Source organism: Gorillibacterium timonense (assembly GCF_001457415.1).
Lineage (GTDB): Bacteria > Bacillota > Bacilli > Paenibacillales > NBRC-103111 > Gorillibacterium > Gorillibacterium timonense.
The window spans coordinates 177,806-192,939 of record NZ_LN881723.1; the positions used below are offsets into that span (position 1 = coordinate 177,806).

Here is a 15,134-nt window from a genome sequence, read left to right on the forward strand (position 1 = left end):
CGAGCTCAAAAAGTCGGCCATGGACCGCAATCTTGGATGGAGACAAGGGTGAAGTCGCTCTCCTCGACTTTATTGCCGATTTGCGCAAGAAACTCGACTCCCCGGACCTTTGCTTGAGCAAGGATGACTTCATTGCTTGCTTTGTCCGGCGTGAATACGCTCACCGTAACTAAGCGGTCGCCACAACGGAGGCGCACTTTGTATTGGTTCTCAGGCGTACTCAGCAACCCCCTGTTGGGATTCAACGACCAGCGTCACTACCCGTCTGCTGAATGAAGTGCTCATATTCCCCAATCCTCCTTTAGCGTGTTTACCAGTTTCATTGCCTCCTCGCTCCCTCCCGGTAAGTCCGGATGAAATGAGCGGGCCAATACCCGGTAGAATTTCTTTAGAAGTGCTTGTTCAGCTTCCGAGAACCGACTGCTCGGTTTATCGATAGGCGGGAATCCGTAGTTACCATTGTAGTTACTGCTTTCTCGTTTGAAGTGCTCCCAATACATCCGTTCCCGCTCTTCAGCGCGTCTCTTCAGTTCCTCCTCTTCTTTCCGTTTTCTGAATGCCATGCTGAGTTCATGTTCGAACTTCAGGTCCATCGACTCATTGAGGAAGTCGTAACAGAACTCATAAGCATCCACACCGTTCGATTTCTCGAAGAGTTTTCTTCGTATGCGCCATGCTCGAATTAACCGTTTGTGCTCTTGCTGAGTCTTGAACTCTTCCGAAGCCTCGAACTCGAGCTTGATTGCCTGGACGATTGGAGCAAGCTTGGCATCCACCAGTTCCCACAGCCGTTTTTCGGTGATCCCGATTTCCTTCAGCTTGGCCTTCAGATGCTGCTTATCCACATGCTCCTTCGGTGAAAAGGTCAGCAGCTCGTAATAACCGATCGTGCAGATTGCCCATTGTCGCTTACGGATGTGCTCGCCTTCCCGGTAGCTCTGATGAATGCCGATTTTGTACGCTGTCCGGTTGGGCCTCTCGAATCGTTCAGAGCTGAACTGGTAGCCGTACTTCTTCCGAATCCTGCCTTCGAAGTGCTCAAGCGTCTCATCGAGAAGTAACTCCTTATGCCAGCCGTTCGGATCCGGGCGCTTGTTGGTAATCTCCTGAATCACACAGAACATGCGGTGTACTGGTTACGCTCGGGGTAACCCTTCTCCTTTCGAGTTTAGGAATACAAGTCCCATGGACGATCAAGGATTTCCCATTGCTTCAATGTGCTTGCTACCGCCGACTTGCCTTCTCGCATTTTCCGCTCGACCGTACTCTTGCTCATGGATCCGGAGAAGAACAGGAGGACTTCCTTTACGGTTTTCCCTCGCAGATAGCGGTGATCGAGAATCTTTCGAGCATCGTCATCCATGACCAATCCGATAGCGCGGGCAATGTGCATTGTCACGAGTTTGTATTCTGAATAGATCCAGCGCTGCTTGTCCATCAGGATGACCGCATTCGCTGTCTTGTCTGCATGCATGTCGTCCTGGCTTATTCGCCGGGCTGCTTCCCCTTCGACAATCGCCTTTTGAAGATCGGCTGAATGCGTCTCGAAGTCTTCTATACACCGCATCATCAGTGAGTAGCGGTCCAGTAAGAAGGTTGCCTTGTCTAGCTGCATTTTCGCCACTTTGGGGACCACCTATCACAGAGACTTAGTGTATTGCTTCCGCATATTGCGAACGATAATTTGATGCTGCAGCGGGCTCCTGTCGTACCACATGCGGGCAAGCTCTGCCAGTGTGATCGGCTCATTCCTGGTCATGGGCTTCTCCCCTCTCCCTGAGAATTGGAGGTTGTCCGAATCTCTGGCTAGGGCTGATGAGGTCAGTGATCCCCTGAAGCTTGGTAAAGGCGCTCGCTCGGAGCTTCGAATAGGTTATTGCGCTCATGCCGGCTGCTTGATACAGATCCTTGTCGAACGTGTATTCCGCTTCCTTTCCGAGATATCGGGCCTCGACCAGCCACCTTTCTTTCTCGGACAGGGTTTCAAGCATTCTTCCGATCTCTTCCAAGGAAGAATGCTGCATTCCCAGGGAAAGCGCCAGACGATAGTTGAGCAGGGCAAAGGCGATTGACTTCTTTTGTTCGCGGTTCATAGTACCTCCTAATACGGCTCACCGGTATGGGGAATATCGAATCGCCGCCTAAACGTATGGATGAAGGCGATAATTGAGCCGTTATTCGTCTCCGGCAATGTAGCGAAGTGATCCTTTACGGCTTCAGCGAAATCCTCTTCGCTTACATTGAATTCTTCCAATCGGTCCAGATTGTCCATAATAAACTCGTATTGCTCTTGGCTGATCTTTGGGTGCTTTGCGAAGAAATAATCGAAAAAGTGATCATCGTAGATGTCAATAAACCTGTGGGCGTCGATCGGTAGATCGATGTATCCTTTTTCTTTATCAGATGGTTCTTTATACAGTAGTTCTTTATACTGTGCACCGTGTGCACCCCCGGGGTGCATGTCATGCACAGGGGTTAGTGCATCGTGTGCACTCTCTTTGGGCCCAGCCTTAGGAATATCCATGGGAGAAACCACGATGTAAATGTTACTCTGGCTACCTTTCTCTCCCCATCGCCGCTCCTTATTCAATAACCCTAAGGCCTCCAACTCCTTCACGACCTCTTTAGCCTTTCTCTGTGACATCCCGCTTTTTTCAGCAATCTTGTCATAACTCGGAAATGCAGCCTTTGCATTATTGCTACATCTTGTTAGATACAAGTAAACAGATAGCTGGTATGCATTTAGGCCGATATCGAAGGAGCTGTTTGGCCCCTTAAAAAAACCGTGATTCACTCACCTCACCCGCTTTTCGTCTGTCGCAGCTCTGTGAACCGCAGCTGCATATCCTCCAATGCTTCACGAAGTCCAATCTGACGCCATACAAACTGGAAGGCCGGATGCGTAAAATAATCTACCGCGGGATCGTCCCGGCGAATCCGATTAACATCGAGAATCGCATGAATGATATCGACTTGAGCTGCTTCGAACGATTGAATCGTCACCCCGGATTTCTTAAGGCATTCATCCTTTAACTCAAGCTGCTCCATGAGTCGCAAGAGCGCCTTTGTTGAGCTTCGATCAAATTTCATCACCTGTGCGCCCCCTGACTCTCTTGCTCCTCAATCCATGCGAGAAGAGAACTTCGACGCAGGAGTATCTTCGAACCGATCCGAATGCTCGGTACCTCGCCGCGGTTGATCATCGAACGAAATTTATACTCGGAGAACTTCCCTCCGAAGACTTCCTGAAGGGCTTGCTTCACGGTTAACGTGTCCTTCACAGGGTCCTGAGTCGGTGCCGGTTGCGGTGCTGGAACCGCTGCGGATGATTGTTGAATCTGCAAGAGCTGAATCACCTGCAGGAGCAGCGCCTCCACAGTCGGTTGAGTAGGCTGTTGAGAAACTTGATAAAGCGGCACAATATCGGCATTTCGGTTCAGATTGCGGTTCTGCATGGCTAACCTCCAATCAATGATTTCTAACGCATTAGAATGTCAAAACTGCTAAGAAGGATGAAATACCTTCACTTTGAAAAATGTAGTCTGGAAACCCTTGATACATAAGGCTTTTTTAGTGCCTAAACCGTTAGGTTTTACCCCTTATCTAACCAGTATTTTCGCCTTGCTCGATCTCGGTTGGACCTTGCCGCTTCAACCTTCCGACAATCGGGACAATATTTCTGGCGATTGGACCGTTTAGCAAAGTGCTTCTGGCACTTCTCACAAGTACCGGATGCATGTCCAGCGCCTTCAGCCGACTTGCCCCAATATGCTGATTCAAGTTCAGGATCGGCCGGCAGTACATTAGCTTCGAAGTACAGGCAGCGAACCAATCCCTTTGCCAGAAAATCGGGATACGATCCATCTTCCCGGAAGAAGTTGCATGCTGTTTGTCCATCCGGGCAAGAATAGCACTTAGAGCCTCCATGGAATGAAGCGCATTGCTCCCGGATCAGGTGACGTATGGGCTTAAGAACGTCTTTGCGGGTTTCCACTCGTTCTCCCTCCCTGCCTACGCCCGACTGAGATTATAAAGCTCGGCCACCAGTTCCTTCACATCAGCCTCATACAGCTTGCAGGCGATCTCGTAGAGTTCCGGGAGCTTCGCTAATACCTTGTCGATATAATCAAGCCGGTTCTTCAGCTTGGGCTTCGCGGATTCGTTGTGGCCCTCCAACCTTCGTTGAAGATTGAGGTGATATTTCATTTCAAACTGCTTGTACAACTCGTTCCATCGGGCCTGGGTCTTATCGGCACCTGCTTTCCTAACCACCCGGTTCAATATTTGCCGCTTGGTGGCGAGGTCAATCTCATCCACCAATCCGATGATGACATGTTCCTTATGATCGATCTCTTGCCGCTGCACCTGAATGAGAGCATTTTGCTGACGGACAGTTGCTAAGGTCGTTCGGAACATAGTCCGGGTATGCTCATCAGCAAACGGCAAATAAGTTTCGAGGAAAAGGTCGTCGTTGTTCACATGGCCACCAGTCTTGCGGATGTCCTTAAGCACTCCCCGAATCCAAGAGCGGAACTGAGAAGCCCGGTCCGTCCTTGCCAGCATGGTCGCTTCGTAAATGCCGTCCTCGTTGAAGAGGCGGGTATCATATTGCTTTTCGTCAGATCCCCTCAGCTTGAGGGTAACTGAAAACTCCTTGTTACGAAGCTGCGGATTCCGATCAACAAGGTTGTCCATACCCTTCTGTGGGTCAGCATACCCGATTGCTTCTCCAAGCTGTTTTGCTGTCATAAACATTTCGCCACTTTCACCTTGCCATACATCAACATCCAGACTGCCAAACGGCTTCTTTGCGATAAGTTCCAATGTAGTAGCTCCTCCTTCGCTTTCGTATATATTGCTATTCGCTTTTCAAAGAACGGATTTCGCCTTAGTCGTTAATCGCCTGCTTCACCGAGCGTTCAGACCGTTCAAACTCAAAGATGTCATTCCATTCACGTTCCAGAACATCGGCAATTTTCTTAGCCGTTTTGGGACTCGGAGACCTGTCTCCGTTCGTGATCTGGATGGTCATTGGCTGGGACATCCCAATTGCCTTGCTGAACTCAACTTTGCTGAAGCCTTTCATGATAATAAGTCGATTAAGAAGTTCAAGGTCTTTGGCTTTGATTCTCACATAGCACCCCCCCTTCTATGTTAATTGCGCTAACTGCACAATTAATATACCGCATGATTGTGCTATGTGCAACATCAAATTGCGCTATATGTGCAATTGCTGTAATATGTACTTAGTCCATTTAATGAGGAGGATATAAATTGTCTTCAAACGGCATAACATTTGGAGATTTTTTAAGAGCTCACCGAAAAAAAAGAGGGTTAACCCTAAAGGATCTAGGTAAGCTTTCTGGGTTTTCTTACTCTTATCTATCTCAATTAGAACGTGGAGAAAGAGGTGCTAATGGCGGAAAACCTTCACCTGAAACCCTAAAAAAACTTGCTGAGCCATTAGGCGTTTCCTATACAGAGTTAATGTTTACAGCTGGATACATATCAATGGATGAATTGAATCAGAAATTATCATTTATGGATTTTCTGGGGAGACAATTTGAAGGAATTTCACGTATCAATAGAAATTTGATGGCTAATCGTCGTTTTATTAATTCAGCAATGATTGAATTGAATAACGAGCTTCAAAAAAAGCCAATCGATGGAGTTACCTCTGACAACTTCTTTCATTACTCCATTGAATGCATGAAAGAATTGAACGGCTTGTTGGATTCTCCTGTCGAATTCCACGATTACATTGATAAGCACAAAAACCTTATAGAGATTTTGGATTATTTTAATGCTCTTGCATGGTATGCTTCTAAACTGGATGAAAATTTATCTGTGACTGACGATGAAGGGAATATCTTAAAAGGCAAGGAGGCAATTGGCTTTCTAGCAAGAAAAGAGGCTGAACAAAAACGTATAGACAAGGGGCTCACAATAGCAATTACTGACAACCTGAACACACTAACGGTCACTGATGAGGATGGCAATTTCAAGAGAGGAAGAGAAGCAATAACACTCCTTGAAAGCAGGCTTGATACCTCACTTCATGTATACCAGTCGTTCGGGGTCATTGACTTAATCGAACTGTTGGGAGACGAAAATAGACAGCTTATGTATGAAGGCACAATTTTAGAAAAAGAGGACAGACAAGCTGTTGTTGACATGCTCACTCTTTTGTTTAGGAAAGCTAAATAACTTTTTGATCACCACTAGCCCCCCCACAGCCCCACCAACCCACATAACGGGCAAAGGGAATACAAACCCCTTGCCCGCCTCATATATCAATATCTAAAGGAGTAGATTTCATGACCGTAATAAAAGACAAGACCGCGAAGAAGAACCCCTGGTACTTCGTGATTGAGATCGGAGATGGGAAGGAACGCAAGCGGATTAAACGGAGAGGCTTCCGGATCAAGCAGGACGCCTTAGACGCGGAGAGAGAGTTGCTAAATCAGCTGAATCAAGGGCTCGATCTGAACGCCGCCAAAACGCTTTACCGGGACTTCATGGCGGACTATCTGCGGGACAAGAAGGCTAAGGTTAAGCAACGCACGCTGGACACCTATGCCGGACTTATCAACAATCACATATTGTCGAAGCTGGGAGACCTGGAGCTGGGGCAGATCACTCCCCGACACATTCAGAACCTGTACAATGACATCCTAGAAGCCGGTTCCCTGTCCGGGGAGAATCTGCAGAAGGTTCATACCTTGATCAACGAAAGCCTAAAGAAAGCAGCCGGTTGGGACATGATCATCAAGAACCCTGCTGCTGTCGTGGACAGGCCCTCTGCCCAAGCTAAGGAAATGCAGTATTGGACGGAGACCGACTCCCAGCTCTTCCTTGAGGCAGCGAAGGATGACCGCTATTACTGCGCCTTCCTGCTGGCGATCACAACCGGCATGAGGCAAGGTGAAATCCTCGGGCTACGCATCCAGGACGTAGACACGAAGAACCGAATGGTCTCTGTTCGACAAATATTGAACCACGATGGGAAGACGCTGGAAGCCGGGGCAAAGACAGCCTCGGGGATTCGATCCATTGGGATCGACAAGGTGACGGCCGGGGAACTGGACATGCTTATTCGACGAGTAAGGGAAGAGAAGATGCTACACCGGGACGTGTACGAGGAGAATGACCTACTTATCTGCACGGCCTACGGTACACCCGTTTCTCCCCGGAACCTGAATCGCTCCTTCTATCGAATCATCGACCAGGTGAACGCAGAGCTGCAGAAGCAAAGAGACAAAGGCCAGCCGGTAGAATTGATGAAGGAGATCCGCTTCCACGACCTACGACACTCCCATGTGGTTATGCTGCTCAAGATGCGGGAGAACAATAAACGGATCGCGGAACGAATGGGCTGGTCAAGCGTGAAGATGCTGGATCGTTACTCGCACATCACGCCGCACATGCAGAAGGAAACAGCGGACGCTTTCGGGGAGATGTTCTTCTCGGCACCAACCGGCACCAAAAAGGAATCCAAAACGCTTTAGTCAACAACAGGGCACCAATCCGGCACCAATTAGCCTTTTCGGGCTTATTTGAGCTGCATATATTTGGCCATAAAAAGCAAAAAACCCTTGATTATCAAGGGTTTTTCTTTATGATCTGTAGTGGGCTCGAACCACTGACCCCCACCCTGTCAAGATGGTGCTCTCCCGACTGAGCTAACAGATCATGTGACGGGTTATTCATCTTGTTTACCGCTTATCTTCGGCGGCGACAAAAAATATAATATCAGCTTGGCTAGAAGAAGTCAACCTTTTGTTTTAAGATTATTTTGAGGCCCTATCCACGGATCAAAAAATGACATAGCCGCCGCAAATAGTAAGCCTCCCGGCAACTCCCGTCCATGCATCGGACGACTACAGAGTCGGCAGTAAATCGTTGGATGGTTCCGGACGATTCCACGCATTCCCCGTTGCGGTAAACGGCAACCCGTTGACGGAAGAAGATCGCGTTATCAAATTCCACGTCATGCAGCAAGGTGTGGGGAAGGTTGGTAGACAAGAAGATTCACCTCATTCATCGGGTAAGTCCAGATATTCGACAAAGACGAGGCAAATTCCTGCTTCTTAGCGGGAATAACGAAATGCTATAATCGGGTAGATATTCGCATCGAATCATCCTTACCTGAACCGGAGGTATCTCTTGAGTCCATCACGTAAACGCAGAAAACGCCGCCCAAGCAAGAAGGATCGGTTGCTATCTTTGCTTGCTGTCTTGCTCATCGCCCTCCTTCTCTTCTTCTATCTGAAGCAGGAATATCCAAATGGTTGGCCTTCACCTTGGAACACCCCTGAGCCGACCGCCGTCGTCCAAATCGAATTCCCGTCGGACCGCTACCCGAAGACGGCGAAGCATATTCAGGATGCCATCGCTTCTGGTGAATCGGCCACCTGCACCATCGACCGGGACGGCGCGGAAGAAAATCGCTCGGAGTCGCTGCGCGGCATCCCGACGAAAAAAGGCTACGACCGCGACGAATGGCCGATGGCCATGTGCGAAGAAGGAGGCAAAGGTGCCGATATCGCCTATATCCCTCCTGCCGACAACCGGGGGGCCGGAAGCTGGATCGGCAATCAATTGGATGCTTACCCGGATGGAACGGTTGTCGAGATCATCATCCCTTAACCCGAAGCGGGAGGCTGTCCGTCGCCATTGGTACCGGACCCTCCTCCTCCGTTCCGGGGCTTGTTGAACGCCGCTTCGAACAACCCCGTTGCCGAGAGTCCGGACAAGGCTCCCGCCCAAAGCCGCAACACCAGCGTGAGGTCTGTAAATGGATAGGCTACCGCGCCGATGAGCATCCCGAGAAAGACTCCAATGAGCGGGATTCGTTTCTTCGGAAGGGGAAACGAGATCTTAACCAATTGGACCGCCGCCATCACAAACACGGACAGCATGGACGAAAAAGCCAGCATTCTCGTGAGCATGTCCTGATCCATACAGCTCATCACTTCCTCCTGCTAGAGTCACAGGAACGGGTACTTTGGCAGAATTCGGAGTGGCCTTTTGCTGCCTCTCCTTGTGAAATTCCGAATTGAGAAACCCGTCCGTCCCTATACTCTATGCAGGATAAGCTCTTTCAAGCTCTCGCTCCCCGCCCTTTTTCATTCCGATACGGAATTCACCGCCTCTTCCTATTCATTCCGCTCTTCTTGCTCCTTCAGCCAGCCTAAAGTCAACCGGATGGCCTCCTCCAATGCCGCAGTGGTTCCTTGAAAAGGATGTACCGCTCCGAAGGTGTGATTGCCTCCCGGCACCTGCAGCCAAGGAATATCCGGTCGAAGCTGCGTCAAGGCCGCTGAACCCTTTCGCAAGCGCTCGCCGTCATCCTTTCCCTGAATCAACACAGCGGGAGGCTGGAGTTCACTGATTCGGCCCAGAATGTTGAACCGTTCGGCGTTAGCCTCCAAATCATCAAGGATCTCCCGGTTGAGCGGCATTTGCTGTTTGGTACGCCCGTTCAAGATGTAGGTCCTTCCCCGCTCCTTCATCTCCGCCTTTTCCTTGTCCGAGAAGAGATCGACATTCGTCACTCCATTCCAGCTCACAACGCCCGCAATTTCATCAGGATGATCGAGAGCGTAGATTAAGCAATCGCCCGCCCCACGGCTGTGTCCGAGCAGGTAGACCGATAATCCACCTGTATCACCTAACGGTGTTTCCCCACGGCGAATAGCCCCGATGAGCACGGACAGATCCTCCTGCTCGCGCGAGTAGGTGTTCCCAGCGAATTTTTCCAATTCCGTGAATTCGAGCAGGTCTTCTCCTATGCCGTTGTGGGTAAAATTAAAAGTAATCACATGATAACGCTCCGAGAGCTTCTGCCCTATGTACGGGAAGAATCCCCAATCCTTAAAGCCCTTATAGCCGTGGCAAACGACAAGGATTCCCTTCGTCTCTCTTCGACTTGGATAAACGGTTCCGCGTAAGATCCGGTTCGGCGTAAGTTTATACTCAAAAGGTACTCCCATGGTTATCCCTCCTCAAGATGCGTTAATCAAAAGTATAAGGCTCGACTCATTCGGATTCAACTTGCGAACGAATCGATGCAACCTTTTCCAAGAGATGCCCGTCTGAGGGGGTGGAGGTGCTTGCGACATGAAGACAAAAAGGAAATGGATTTCAGCTGCGGTCGTACTGCCCGTGTTGTTGTGGGGCTCCGTGGCTATGGCTTTTAGCGATACGGCGGGCGATCCCGCGGAGGCCAAGATCAACGCTCTGCAAAAGGAGGGGATTCTGAACGGGATGAATGGCGACCGGTTTGCCCCGAAGGAGGTTCTGACGTACGAACAAGGTATCCGCTTGCTGGTAAAAGGCTTTGATCTGAACATCGACAACATTCGATTCTTCAAGGAACCGAAGGCCAGCGACTATTATTCCAAGGTTCCGGATAACGCCTGGTATGCTCAAGACTTCATCATCGCCCAGTTCAACTTGGGGCTGCCGGCAGCCGTCGATCCGAAGAGCACGGTCACCCGTGAACAATTTGCTGTTCTGCTGGCGAATGCCATCAATCAAAAGGGAACCTTCCCGACCATCCTGCTCTATAACGTCGTTGCAGATGAGTCCTTTATCGACCCGAACGCTTCGGGAAGCATCCAGTTCCTGCTGAACACGAAGATCACCAAGCTGGACGCCAAACAGCAGTTCCGGCCGAAAAGCAGCATCACGCGCTCCGAAGCAGCTGATATGCTCTATGAAGCCCGCGCTTTTGTCGCCAGCCACAGCGAGCAGCAGCCTTCTACACAGCCCGAAGAAACGCTAACCCCTGAGGTGGGAAGCGGGCTTGAGGGGGCTCAGAACGAGGTTGATGTTCAGATCGATAAAATCAGCGCCGACGTAAACAAAGTGACGCTCACCGTCCAGGTTCCCCATCCCGGATACGGCGTCGCCATCACCGGTATCGAGTTCCCCGGCGGGGGCAAAGCGGTGATCCGGTACCGGCTGATTGATCCAGATCCGGATATGTTCTATCCGATGGTTATCTCGACTGCGAAGGTCAGCACCTATCTTTCGACAGACTATACGCCAAGCGCCAAGCTGGCAAAGTAATTCAGCTTCAAGCAAGAACGGGCAGAGAGATGTTCTCTGCCCGTTCTCCTGTTTTGGCGGCAAGCGCATGTCGAATCCAACCCTGCCGAGCTATCGCTCCACGACGTTATTAGCATTCAGAGGGAGCCTCCTCCTGCTCAACACTCGTGCATTGATATTTTTTATAGCTTATACCGATCCGGATACTCTGCTCTGGCTTTGGCCATATGCCCCTTGATAAAATCTGTTTTGGCATTGGTGTAACCGTCTCGGTCATGCTCGTACTGCTCTTTTAAACCTGTCTTGAGCCTTTCATATTCCTCGGCTACCTCCCGATGATCTCGGAGATAATCGCGAAAATACAGTTCATCCCAGTCACCCAATCGACGAACATGTAAATGGTAGACTTTCTCCGCGAAGCCTTGAGGGGTATAACCTTTATTGAAGCTGGCCCTAATAGCCGGCTCGTCCGCCCAAGACATGCACGTCCATCCAGCCGCCTTCAAGTTCTGCTTTAACGACTCCAGATCGCAATCAGCACCAATCTCCAGCAAGATATCCACGGTCGGTTTGGCGACAAGTCCTTCGACAGAAGTGCTCCCGATATGGTTAATCCGTTTCACCGTTGCTGAGCCGACCGCTCGAAGGATCTCCTCTTTTTCGGCCAAATACCACTCTTTGTACATGGGATTATGCTCTTTGAGAACAATGGGAAACAACTGCCACAGCTCTTCCAAGGTCATTTCGGATAACGATTTTCCCATAAGTCCCTCCACAAACAATAGATTACTATTCGGATAAACTCTCATATAATTCCATTCATCGTATCAGATCGAAAAGGCTGATTCAACCATTCTGCCGCTCCCTTTGAATTTGGGCGTCACTTGCAGATGTGTGCCCTATCCTTAACCAAATGTATTTTTTGATGGGTTTCCTCCGAGGATATTCGAGGCGTGAATAAGCATGAAAAGGTGCGGAAAATAAAAAAAGCCTTGATTCATCAAGGTTGTTGAGGTGGTGGGCCCTGCAGGACTCGAACCTGCGACCAATCGGTTATGAGCCGACCGCTCTAACCAACTGAGCTAAGGGCCCTCTTGTCAGGGAAACAAAATTGCGGGGGCAGGATTTGAACCTGCGGCCTTCGGGTTATGAGCCCGACGAGCTACCGGGCTGCTCCACCCCGCGTCGACGACCTGCTTCACGCAGTCACAAAATTTAGTATACCCTGAGCAATTTCCTCATGTCAAGCATTTTCCAGACTTTTAGGTGGGAATGTAGCGCACGCCAAACCTTCCCTTGCGGGAACGGTACACTTCCACGTTACGCGGGCAATCGTACCCGTAGATCCACCAGTCCTCTTCCATCCGCTTCGCCAGGCAGCCCGCTTGAAACTTGGTATCGTACAGCTTGGCCCAATACACCCAATCCATGTTTAGATTCATACTCATTTCCTGTTCCCTCCGTACCGATTTTCTTTACGAGTAGCTTACCCACAAACGAGCGGTTGCTCTCTCCAGGAGTAAGGGAATCCATTCCAACGCTTGTTAGCCAAATAAACGCCCCTCGAACGGCTAACCGTTTCGGAAGGGCGTCATTATCTCGCTACCAATTCTAATCTTTAACTTGCTGCATTCTCGCCTGCTTCGCGGAGAAGGGGATCGAGCGCGACCACTTCGGTTTCCTCTGGCGGATGAACCTCACCACTACCCGCTTCCAACGCCAGCTCCATCACCTTCTCGTCCATATCGCGCTGTCGATGGGCGATCCGGCTCGAAGCGGAGGAAGCGATCGCCGCCACCAAATCGTCCAGGAAGGTGTTCACCTTACCGAATGCTTTGTTGTCCAGTTTGCGTATGATCCCGATCTTTTGCTTATCTAGAAAGCCGAAGGTCGTTACGGCGATGCTTCCGTAGCCGAAGACGGAGCCCAAGGCCAGGGTTTCGTCGCATCCGAACAAGCCTTCGTCATCGCGAAGAATCGATAACAGCGGCTCAGAGATCACGTTCTGCTCTGCTAGCACATCCAGCTCAATTCCGACCAGAATGGCGTGCTGCAGCTCCCTCTTCGAGAGAACCGCCCGAACGCTCTCCATGCAGGTTTCCATCTTGAGATTCGGATGATAAGGCAATTGCATGTCATACACAATGTCCGCAATCGCTTCCAGTTCAACCCCGCGTTCCGCTAGCTTGCGATAAACGGCATTTCCCACTTCCCGGCTGTGAACTCTCATCAAACTTCCCCTTCCTGCTGCGCATCATTTCGAATGCGCGGTTATTCCTGAACGCACCTCAATCATTACCGGTTGGAGAACGTTTCTTCATTGTAATCAACAGGTAGAAAAAGGTGCTCCATCTCCTACCTTACGCATAGAGTTCGACAAATGTTGCGGTTTTCCTTTTTTTGCACGATCTCAATGCGTTACGGTACACAAAAACCGTCCTCCGACGGTTAGTCGTGAGGACGGATTTGGTCCCGTTATGAACGGGAATATTCAATGAAGTTTAAAGGCTTTTACCGTATTCTGCGGGATTGGCCCGCCAAGCCTTCAGCTTGTCCAAATCCTCTTCCTGAATGAAGCCTTGGGCAAGAGCGGTTTCGAGCAGAGCCGAATAAGTGGTTAGCGTCTGCATGGGCATGTCGGCTTCGGCAAAAAGCTTAGCAGCCGCTGGGAATTCATAAGTGAAGATGGCAAGCACCGAAAGAACGTCTCCACCAGCTTCCTTCACGGCGAGTGCTGCCTTCAAGGAGCTGCCTCCGGTAGAAATCAGGTCCTCGATGACGACCACCTTTTGCCCGGGTCGCAACGAGCCTTCGATTTGATTTTGCTTGCCGTGGCCTTTCGCTTTGTCACGGATGTAGATCATCGGCAGGTTAAGCTTGTCCGCTACCCAGGCAGCATGCGGAATACCGGCAGTCGCGGTTCCTGCGATGACTTCAGCGTCAGGATACTGTTCGCGGATGAGTTCGGCGAAGCCCTCTGCGATCAACGTACGTATCGCCGGGTAAGACATGGTCAGCCGGTTGTCGCAATAGATCGGGGATTTCAATCCCGAGGTCCACGTAAACGGCTCGTTGGGCCGCAAGGCAACCGCTTGAATATCGAGCAGAGAAGCGGCGATGGTTTCACTTAGGTTATGCATGGCCATGGTTGAGCATCTCCTCCAAAATGGTTTCCAGAGCAAGTCTCGGATTCGCGTGCGCCGTGATCGGTCGTCCGATTACCATATAATCGGTCCCTACCGCAAGCGCCTCTGCGGGAGTCATCATTCGGGACTGGTCGCCTGCATCTGATCCTGCCGGGCGAATTCCCGGTGTTACCGTGAGGAAGGAAGTTCCGGCTGCTTGCTTGATCATTTGCACCTCACGAGCAGAAGCCACAACACCGTCCAGCTTCGCCTGCTTGGTCAGCATGGCATAATGCGTAACCGAATCCTCTAATGAGCCGGGAATCCCGATCTGATGGTTCAACGTCTGCTGATCCGTACTCGTCAATTGGGTTACCGCGATAACCAGAGGTTTCTTAGTAACGGATGATACACCGTCGCCGGAAGCTGCAAGTCCGGTCATAGCCTTGTCGACGCCTTCCATAGCGGCTTCCATCATCTTAAGACCGCCGGAAGCATGAACATTAAACATGTCGACCCCGAGCCGGGTAATGCTTTCCGCGCCCCCCTTGACGGTGTTGGGAATGTCGTGCATTTTCAAGTCGAGAAAGATTTGATACCCGCGCTTCTTGAGGGATTCCACGAAACCAGGTCCAGCCGAATAAAAGAGCTGCATGCCCACCTTCAAATAACAAGGAATTCCCTCTAATGCAGAGAGCAGCGACTCCGCTTGCCCGGCTTCGGGATAATCCATCGCGACGATGATTCGCCCGGCGAGTTCCTCTTTGCTCGGCAAACCGGTTTTTAGAGCAGGGTTCATCGACAACCTGATTCCTCCTTACGGTAGAGTATCCTGCACAGTTTCATACTTACGGGCTTTTGGCGTTTATTCACACGACACGACCCTTCTCCCAAGCTCGCAAGCTCTGGAGGAAGGGTCGTTGCCGGTTCGGGAGCAGACCGAAAGGGGCCGTC

21 protein-coding genes and 3 tRNA genes are annotated in these 15,134 nt (G+C 50.5%); 4 read left to right on the top strand and 20 right to left on the bottom strand.

The genetic code is table 11. The annotated features are described in order from the left end of the window. Positions 1–5: 5 nt before the first annotated feature. The 9 genes from BN2684_RS08640 to BN2684_RS08685 form a co-directional block, all read right to left on the bottom strand. On the bottom strand, positions 6–227 hold the full coding sequence (locus BN2684_RS08640) for a hypothetical protein (RefSeq protein WP_148449924.1): 222 nt from the start codon (positions 225–227) through the stop codon (positions 6–8). 54 nt (positions 228–281) lie between these two features. Further along, a complete protein-coding gene (locus tag BN2684_RS08645; RefSeq protein ID WP_148449926.1) occupies positions 282–1,115 on the bottom strand; it encodes a hypothetical protein in 834 nt (277 codons plus the stop codon). Positions 1,116–1,168: 53 nt separating this feature from the next. Beyond that, positions 1,169–1,624: a hypothetical protein gene (locus tag BN2684_RS08650; RefSeq protein WP_058301784.1), complete on the bottom strand. Its 456-nt coding sequence runs from the start codon at positions 1,622–1,624 to the stop codon at positions 1,169–1,171. A 121-nt stretch (positions 1,625–1,745) separates the two neighbouring features. After that, positions 1,746–2,093, bottom strand: coding sequence for a hypothetical protein (locus BN2684_RS08655; protein WP_058301785.1), 348 nt, complete (start codon positions 2,091–2,093; stop codon positions 1,746–1,748). 8 nt (positions 2,094–2,101) lie between these two features. After that, on the bottom strand, positions 2,102–2,794 hold the full coding sequence (locus BN2684_RS08660; RefSeq protein WP_058301786.1) for a helix-turn-helix domain-containing protein: 693 nt from the start codon (positions 2,792–2,794) through the stop codon (positions 2,102–2,104). A 5-nt stretch (positions 2,795–2,799) separates the two neighbouring features. Continuing rightward, the gene (locus BN2684_RS08665; protein WP_058301787.1) at positions 2,800–3,090 is read right to left on the bottom strand and encodes a hypothetical protein; all 291 of its coding nucleotides are present in this window, start codon (positions 3,088–3,090) and stop codon (positions 2,800–2,802) included. Beyond that, the gene (locus tag BN2684_RS08670) at positions 3,090–3,455 is read right to left on the bottom strand and encodes a helix-turn-helix domain-containing protein (RefSeq protein ID WP_058301788.1); all 366 of its coding nucleotides are present in this window, start codon (positions 3,453–3,455) and stop codon (positions 3,090–3,092) included. Before BN2684_RS08670 ends, BN2684_RS08665 begins: the two co-directional genes overlap by 1 nt. Before the next feature lie 556 nt (positions 3,456–4,011). Next, on the bottom strand, positions 4,012–4,824 hold the full coding sequence (locus tag BN2684_RS08680; RefSeq protein WP_058301790.1) for a BRO family protein: 813 nt from the start codon (positions 4,822–4,824) through the stop codon (positions 4,012–4,014). A 64-nt stretch (positions 4,825–4,888) separates the two neighbouring features. After that, positions 4,889–5,134, bottom strand: a complete 246-nt coding sequence (locus BN2684_RS08685; protein WP_234340203.1) for a helix-turn-helix transcriptional regulator — start codon at positions 5,132–5,134, stop codon at positions 4,889–4,891. Positions 5,135–5,274: 140 nt separating this feature from the next. Between BN2684_RS08685 and BN2684_RS08690 the strand changes: the two genes are divergently transcribed. Both BN2684_RS08690 and BN2684_RS08695 read left to right on the top strand, forming a co-directional pair. Beyond that, positions 5,275–6,207, top strand: a complete 933-nt coding sequence (locus BN2684_RS08690; RefSeq protein ID WP_058301791.1) for a helix-turn-helix domain-containing protein — start codon at positions 5,275–5,277, stop codon at positions 6,205–6,207. A 110-nt stretch (positions 6,208–6,317) separates the two neighbouring features. Continuing rightward, on the top strand, positions 6,318–7,508 hold the full coding sequence (locus tag BN2684_RS08695) for a site-specific integrase (RefSeq protein ID WP_058301792.1): 1,191 nt from the start codon (positions 6,318–6,320) through the stop codon (positions 7,506–7,508). A gap of 111 nt (positions 7,509–7,619) precedes the next feature. Here the strand turns inward: BN2684_RS08695 and BN2684_RS08700 are convergent. Together BN2684_RS08700 and BN2684_RS24470 are read right to left on the bottom strand one after the other, a co-directional pair. Continuing rightward, a tRNA-Val gene (locus BN2684_RS08700) sits at positions 7,620–7,692 on the bottom strand. A 111-nt stretch (positions 7,693–7,803) separates the two neighbouring features. Continuing rightward, a complete protein-coding gene (locus tag BN2684_RS24470) occupies positions 7,804–8,025 on the bottom strand; it encodes a hypothetical protein (RefSeq protein WP_148449928.1) in 222 nt (73 codons plus the stop codon). Positions 8,026–8,166: 141 nt separating this feature from the next. Here BN2684_RS24470 and BN2684_RS08705 point away from each other — a divergent pair, with 141 nt between their 5' ends. Beyond that, positions 8,167–8,649 carry a NucA/NucB deoxyribonuclease domain-containing protein gene (locus BN2684_RS08705; protein ID WP_187385762.1) on the top strand — a complete coding sequence of 161 codons (483 nt, stop codon included), beginning with the start codon at positions 8,167–8,169 and terminating at the stop codon, positions 8,647–8,649. Here BN2684_RS08705 and BN2684_RS08710 read toward each other — a convergent pair. Together BN2684_RS08710 and BN2684_RS08715 are read right to left on the bottom strand one after the other, a co-directional pair. Beyond that, complete coding sequence (locus tag BN2684_RS08710; protein WP_058301794.1) at positions 8,646–8,963, bottom strand: holin; 318 nt, start codon at positions 8,961–8,963, stop codon at positions 8,646–8,648. The two genes, BN2684_RS08705 and BN2684_RS08710, sit on opposite strands and share 4 nt — an antisense overlap. A 195-nt stretch (positions 8,964–9,158) precedes the next feature. Continuing rightward, positions 9,159–9,995: an alpha/beta hydrolase family protein gene (locus tag BN2684_RS08715; RefSeq protein ID WP_058301795.1), complete on the bottom strand. Its 837-nt coding sequence runs from the start codon at positions 9,993–9,995 to the stop codon at positions 9,159–9,161. Between the two features lie 127 nt (positions 9,996–10,122). On the opposite strand from BN2684_RS08715, the gene BN2684_RS08720 reads away from it, so the two are divergent. Further along, a complete protein-coding gene (locus BN2684_RS08720; RefSeq protein WP_058301796.1) occupies positions 10,123–11,076 on the top strand; it encodes an S-layer homology domain-containing protein in 954 nt (317 codons plus the stop codon). A gap of 161 nt (positions 11,077–11,237) precedes the next feature. Here BN2684_RS08720 and BN2684_RS08725 read toward each other — a convergent pair whose 3' ends face one another. The 7 genes from BN2684_RS08725 to pyrF form a co-directional block, all read right to left on the bottom strand. Beyond that, positions 11,238–11,819 carry a GrpB family protein gene (locus BN2684_RS08725; protein ID WP_058301797.1) on the bottom strand — a complete coding sequence of 194 codons (582 nt, stop codon included), beginning with the start codon at positions 11,817–11,819 and terminating at the stop codon, positions 11,238–11,240. A gap of 251 nt (positions 11,820–12,070) precedes the next feature. Further along, positions 12,071–12,147: transfer RNA gene (locus BN2684_RS08730), tRNA-Ile, on the bottom strand. A 19-nt stretch (positions 12,148–12,166) separates the two neighbouring features. Next, positions 12,167–12,240: transfer RNA gene (locus tag BN2684_RS08735), tRNA-Met, on the bottom strand. Between the two features lie 77 nt (positions 12,241–12,317). Then, entirely contained in the window at positions 12,318–12,503 is a 186-nt protein-coding gene (locus tag BN2684_RS08740; protein ID WP_058301798.1) for a hypothetical protein, read from the bottom strand. A 170-nt stretch (positions 12,504–12,673) separates the two neighbouring features. Further along, entirely contained in the window at positions 12,674–13,285 is a 612-nt protein-coding gene (locus tag BN2684_RS08745; RefSeq protein ID WP_082651844.1) for a phosphatidylglycerophosphatase A family protein, read from the bottom strand. Between the two features lie 271 nt (positions 13,286–13,556). After that, complete coding sequence (gene pyrE, locus BN2684_RS08750) at positions 13,557–14,201, bottom strand: orotate phosphoribosyltransferase (RefSeq protein ID WP_058301799.1); 645 nt, start codon at positions 14,199–14,201, stop codon at positions 13,557–13,559. Next, positions 14,188–14,979 (bottom strand): orotidine-5'-phosphate decarboxylase, encoded by a 792-nt coding sequence (gene pyrF, locus BN2684_RS08755; RefSeq protein ID WP_058302512.1) that lies wholly within the window; start codon positions 14,977–14,979, stop codon positions 14,188–14,190. Before pyrF ends, pyrE begins: the two co-directional genes overlap by 14 nt. Between the last annotated feature and the right edge of the window lie 155 nt (positions 14,980–15,134).

Excerpts from the sequence above, each read along its gene's own strand:
- BN2684_RS08670 (WP_058301788.1), bottom strand. The coding sequence starts at position 3,455 with ATGCAGAACCGCAATCTGAACCGAAATGCCGATATTGTGCCGCTTTAT.
- pyrF (WP_058302512.1), bottom strand. The coding sequence starts at position 14,979 with ATGAACCCTGCTCTAAAAACCGGTTTGCCGAGCAAAGAGGAACTCGCC.
- BN2684_RS08715 (WP_058301795.1), bottom strand. The coding sequence starts at position 9,995 with ATGGGAGTACCTTTTGAGTATAAACTTACGCCGAACCGGATCTTACGC.
- BN2684_RS08655 (WP_058301785.1), bottom strand. The coding sequence starts at position 2,093 with ATGAACCGCGAACAAAAGAAGTCAATCGCCTTTGCCCTGCTCAACTAT.
- BN2684_RS08710 (WP_058301794.1), bottom strand. The coding sequence starts at position 8,963 with ATGGATCAGGACATGCTCACGAGAATGCTGGCTTTTTCGTCCATGCTG.
- BN2684_RS08740 (WP_058301798.1), bottom strand. The coding sequence starts at position 12,503 with ATGAGTATGAATCTAAACATGGATTGGGTGTATTGGGCCAAGCTGTAC.
- BN2684_RS08665 (WP_058301787.1), bottom strand. The coding sequence starts at position 3,090 with ATGAAATTTGATCGAAGCTCAACAAAGGCGCTCTTGCGACTCATGGAG.
- BN2684_RS08725 (WP_058301797.1), bottom strand. The coding sequence starts at position 11,819 with ATGGGAAAATCGTTATCCGAAATGACCTTGGAAGAGCTGTGGCAGTTG.
- BN2684_RS08695 (WP_058301792.1), top strand. The coding sequence starts at position 6,318 with ATGACCGTAATAAAAGACAAGACCGCGAAGAAGAACCCCTGGTACTTC.
- BN2684_RS08720 (WP_058301796.1), top strand. The coding sequence starts at position 10,123 with ATGAAGACAAAAAGGAAATGGATTTCAGCTGCGGTCGTACTGCCCGTG.
- BN2684_RS08745 (WP_082651844.1), bottom strand. The coding sequence starts at position 13,285 with ATGAGAGTTCACAGCCGGGAAGTGGGAAATGCCGTTTATCGCAAGCTA.
- pyrE (WP_058301799.1), bottom strand. The coding sequence starts at position 14,201 with ATGGCCATGCATAACCTAAGTGAAACCATCGCCGCTTCTCTGCTCGAT.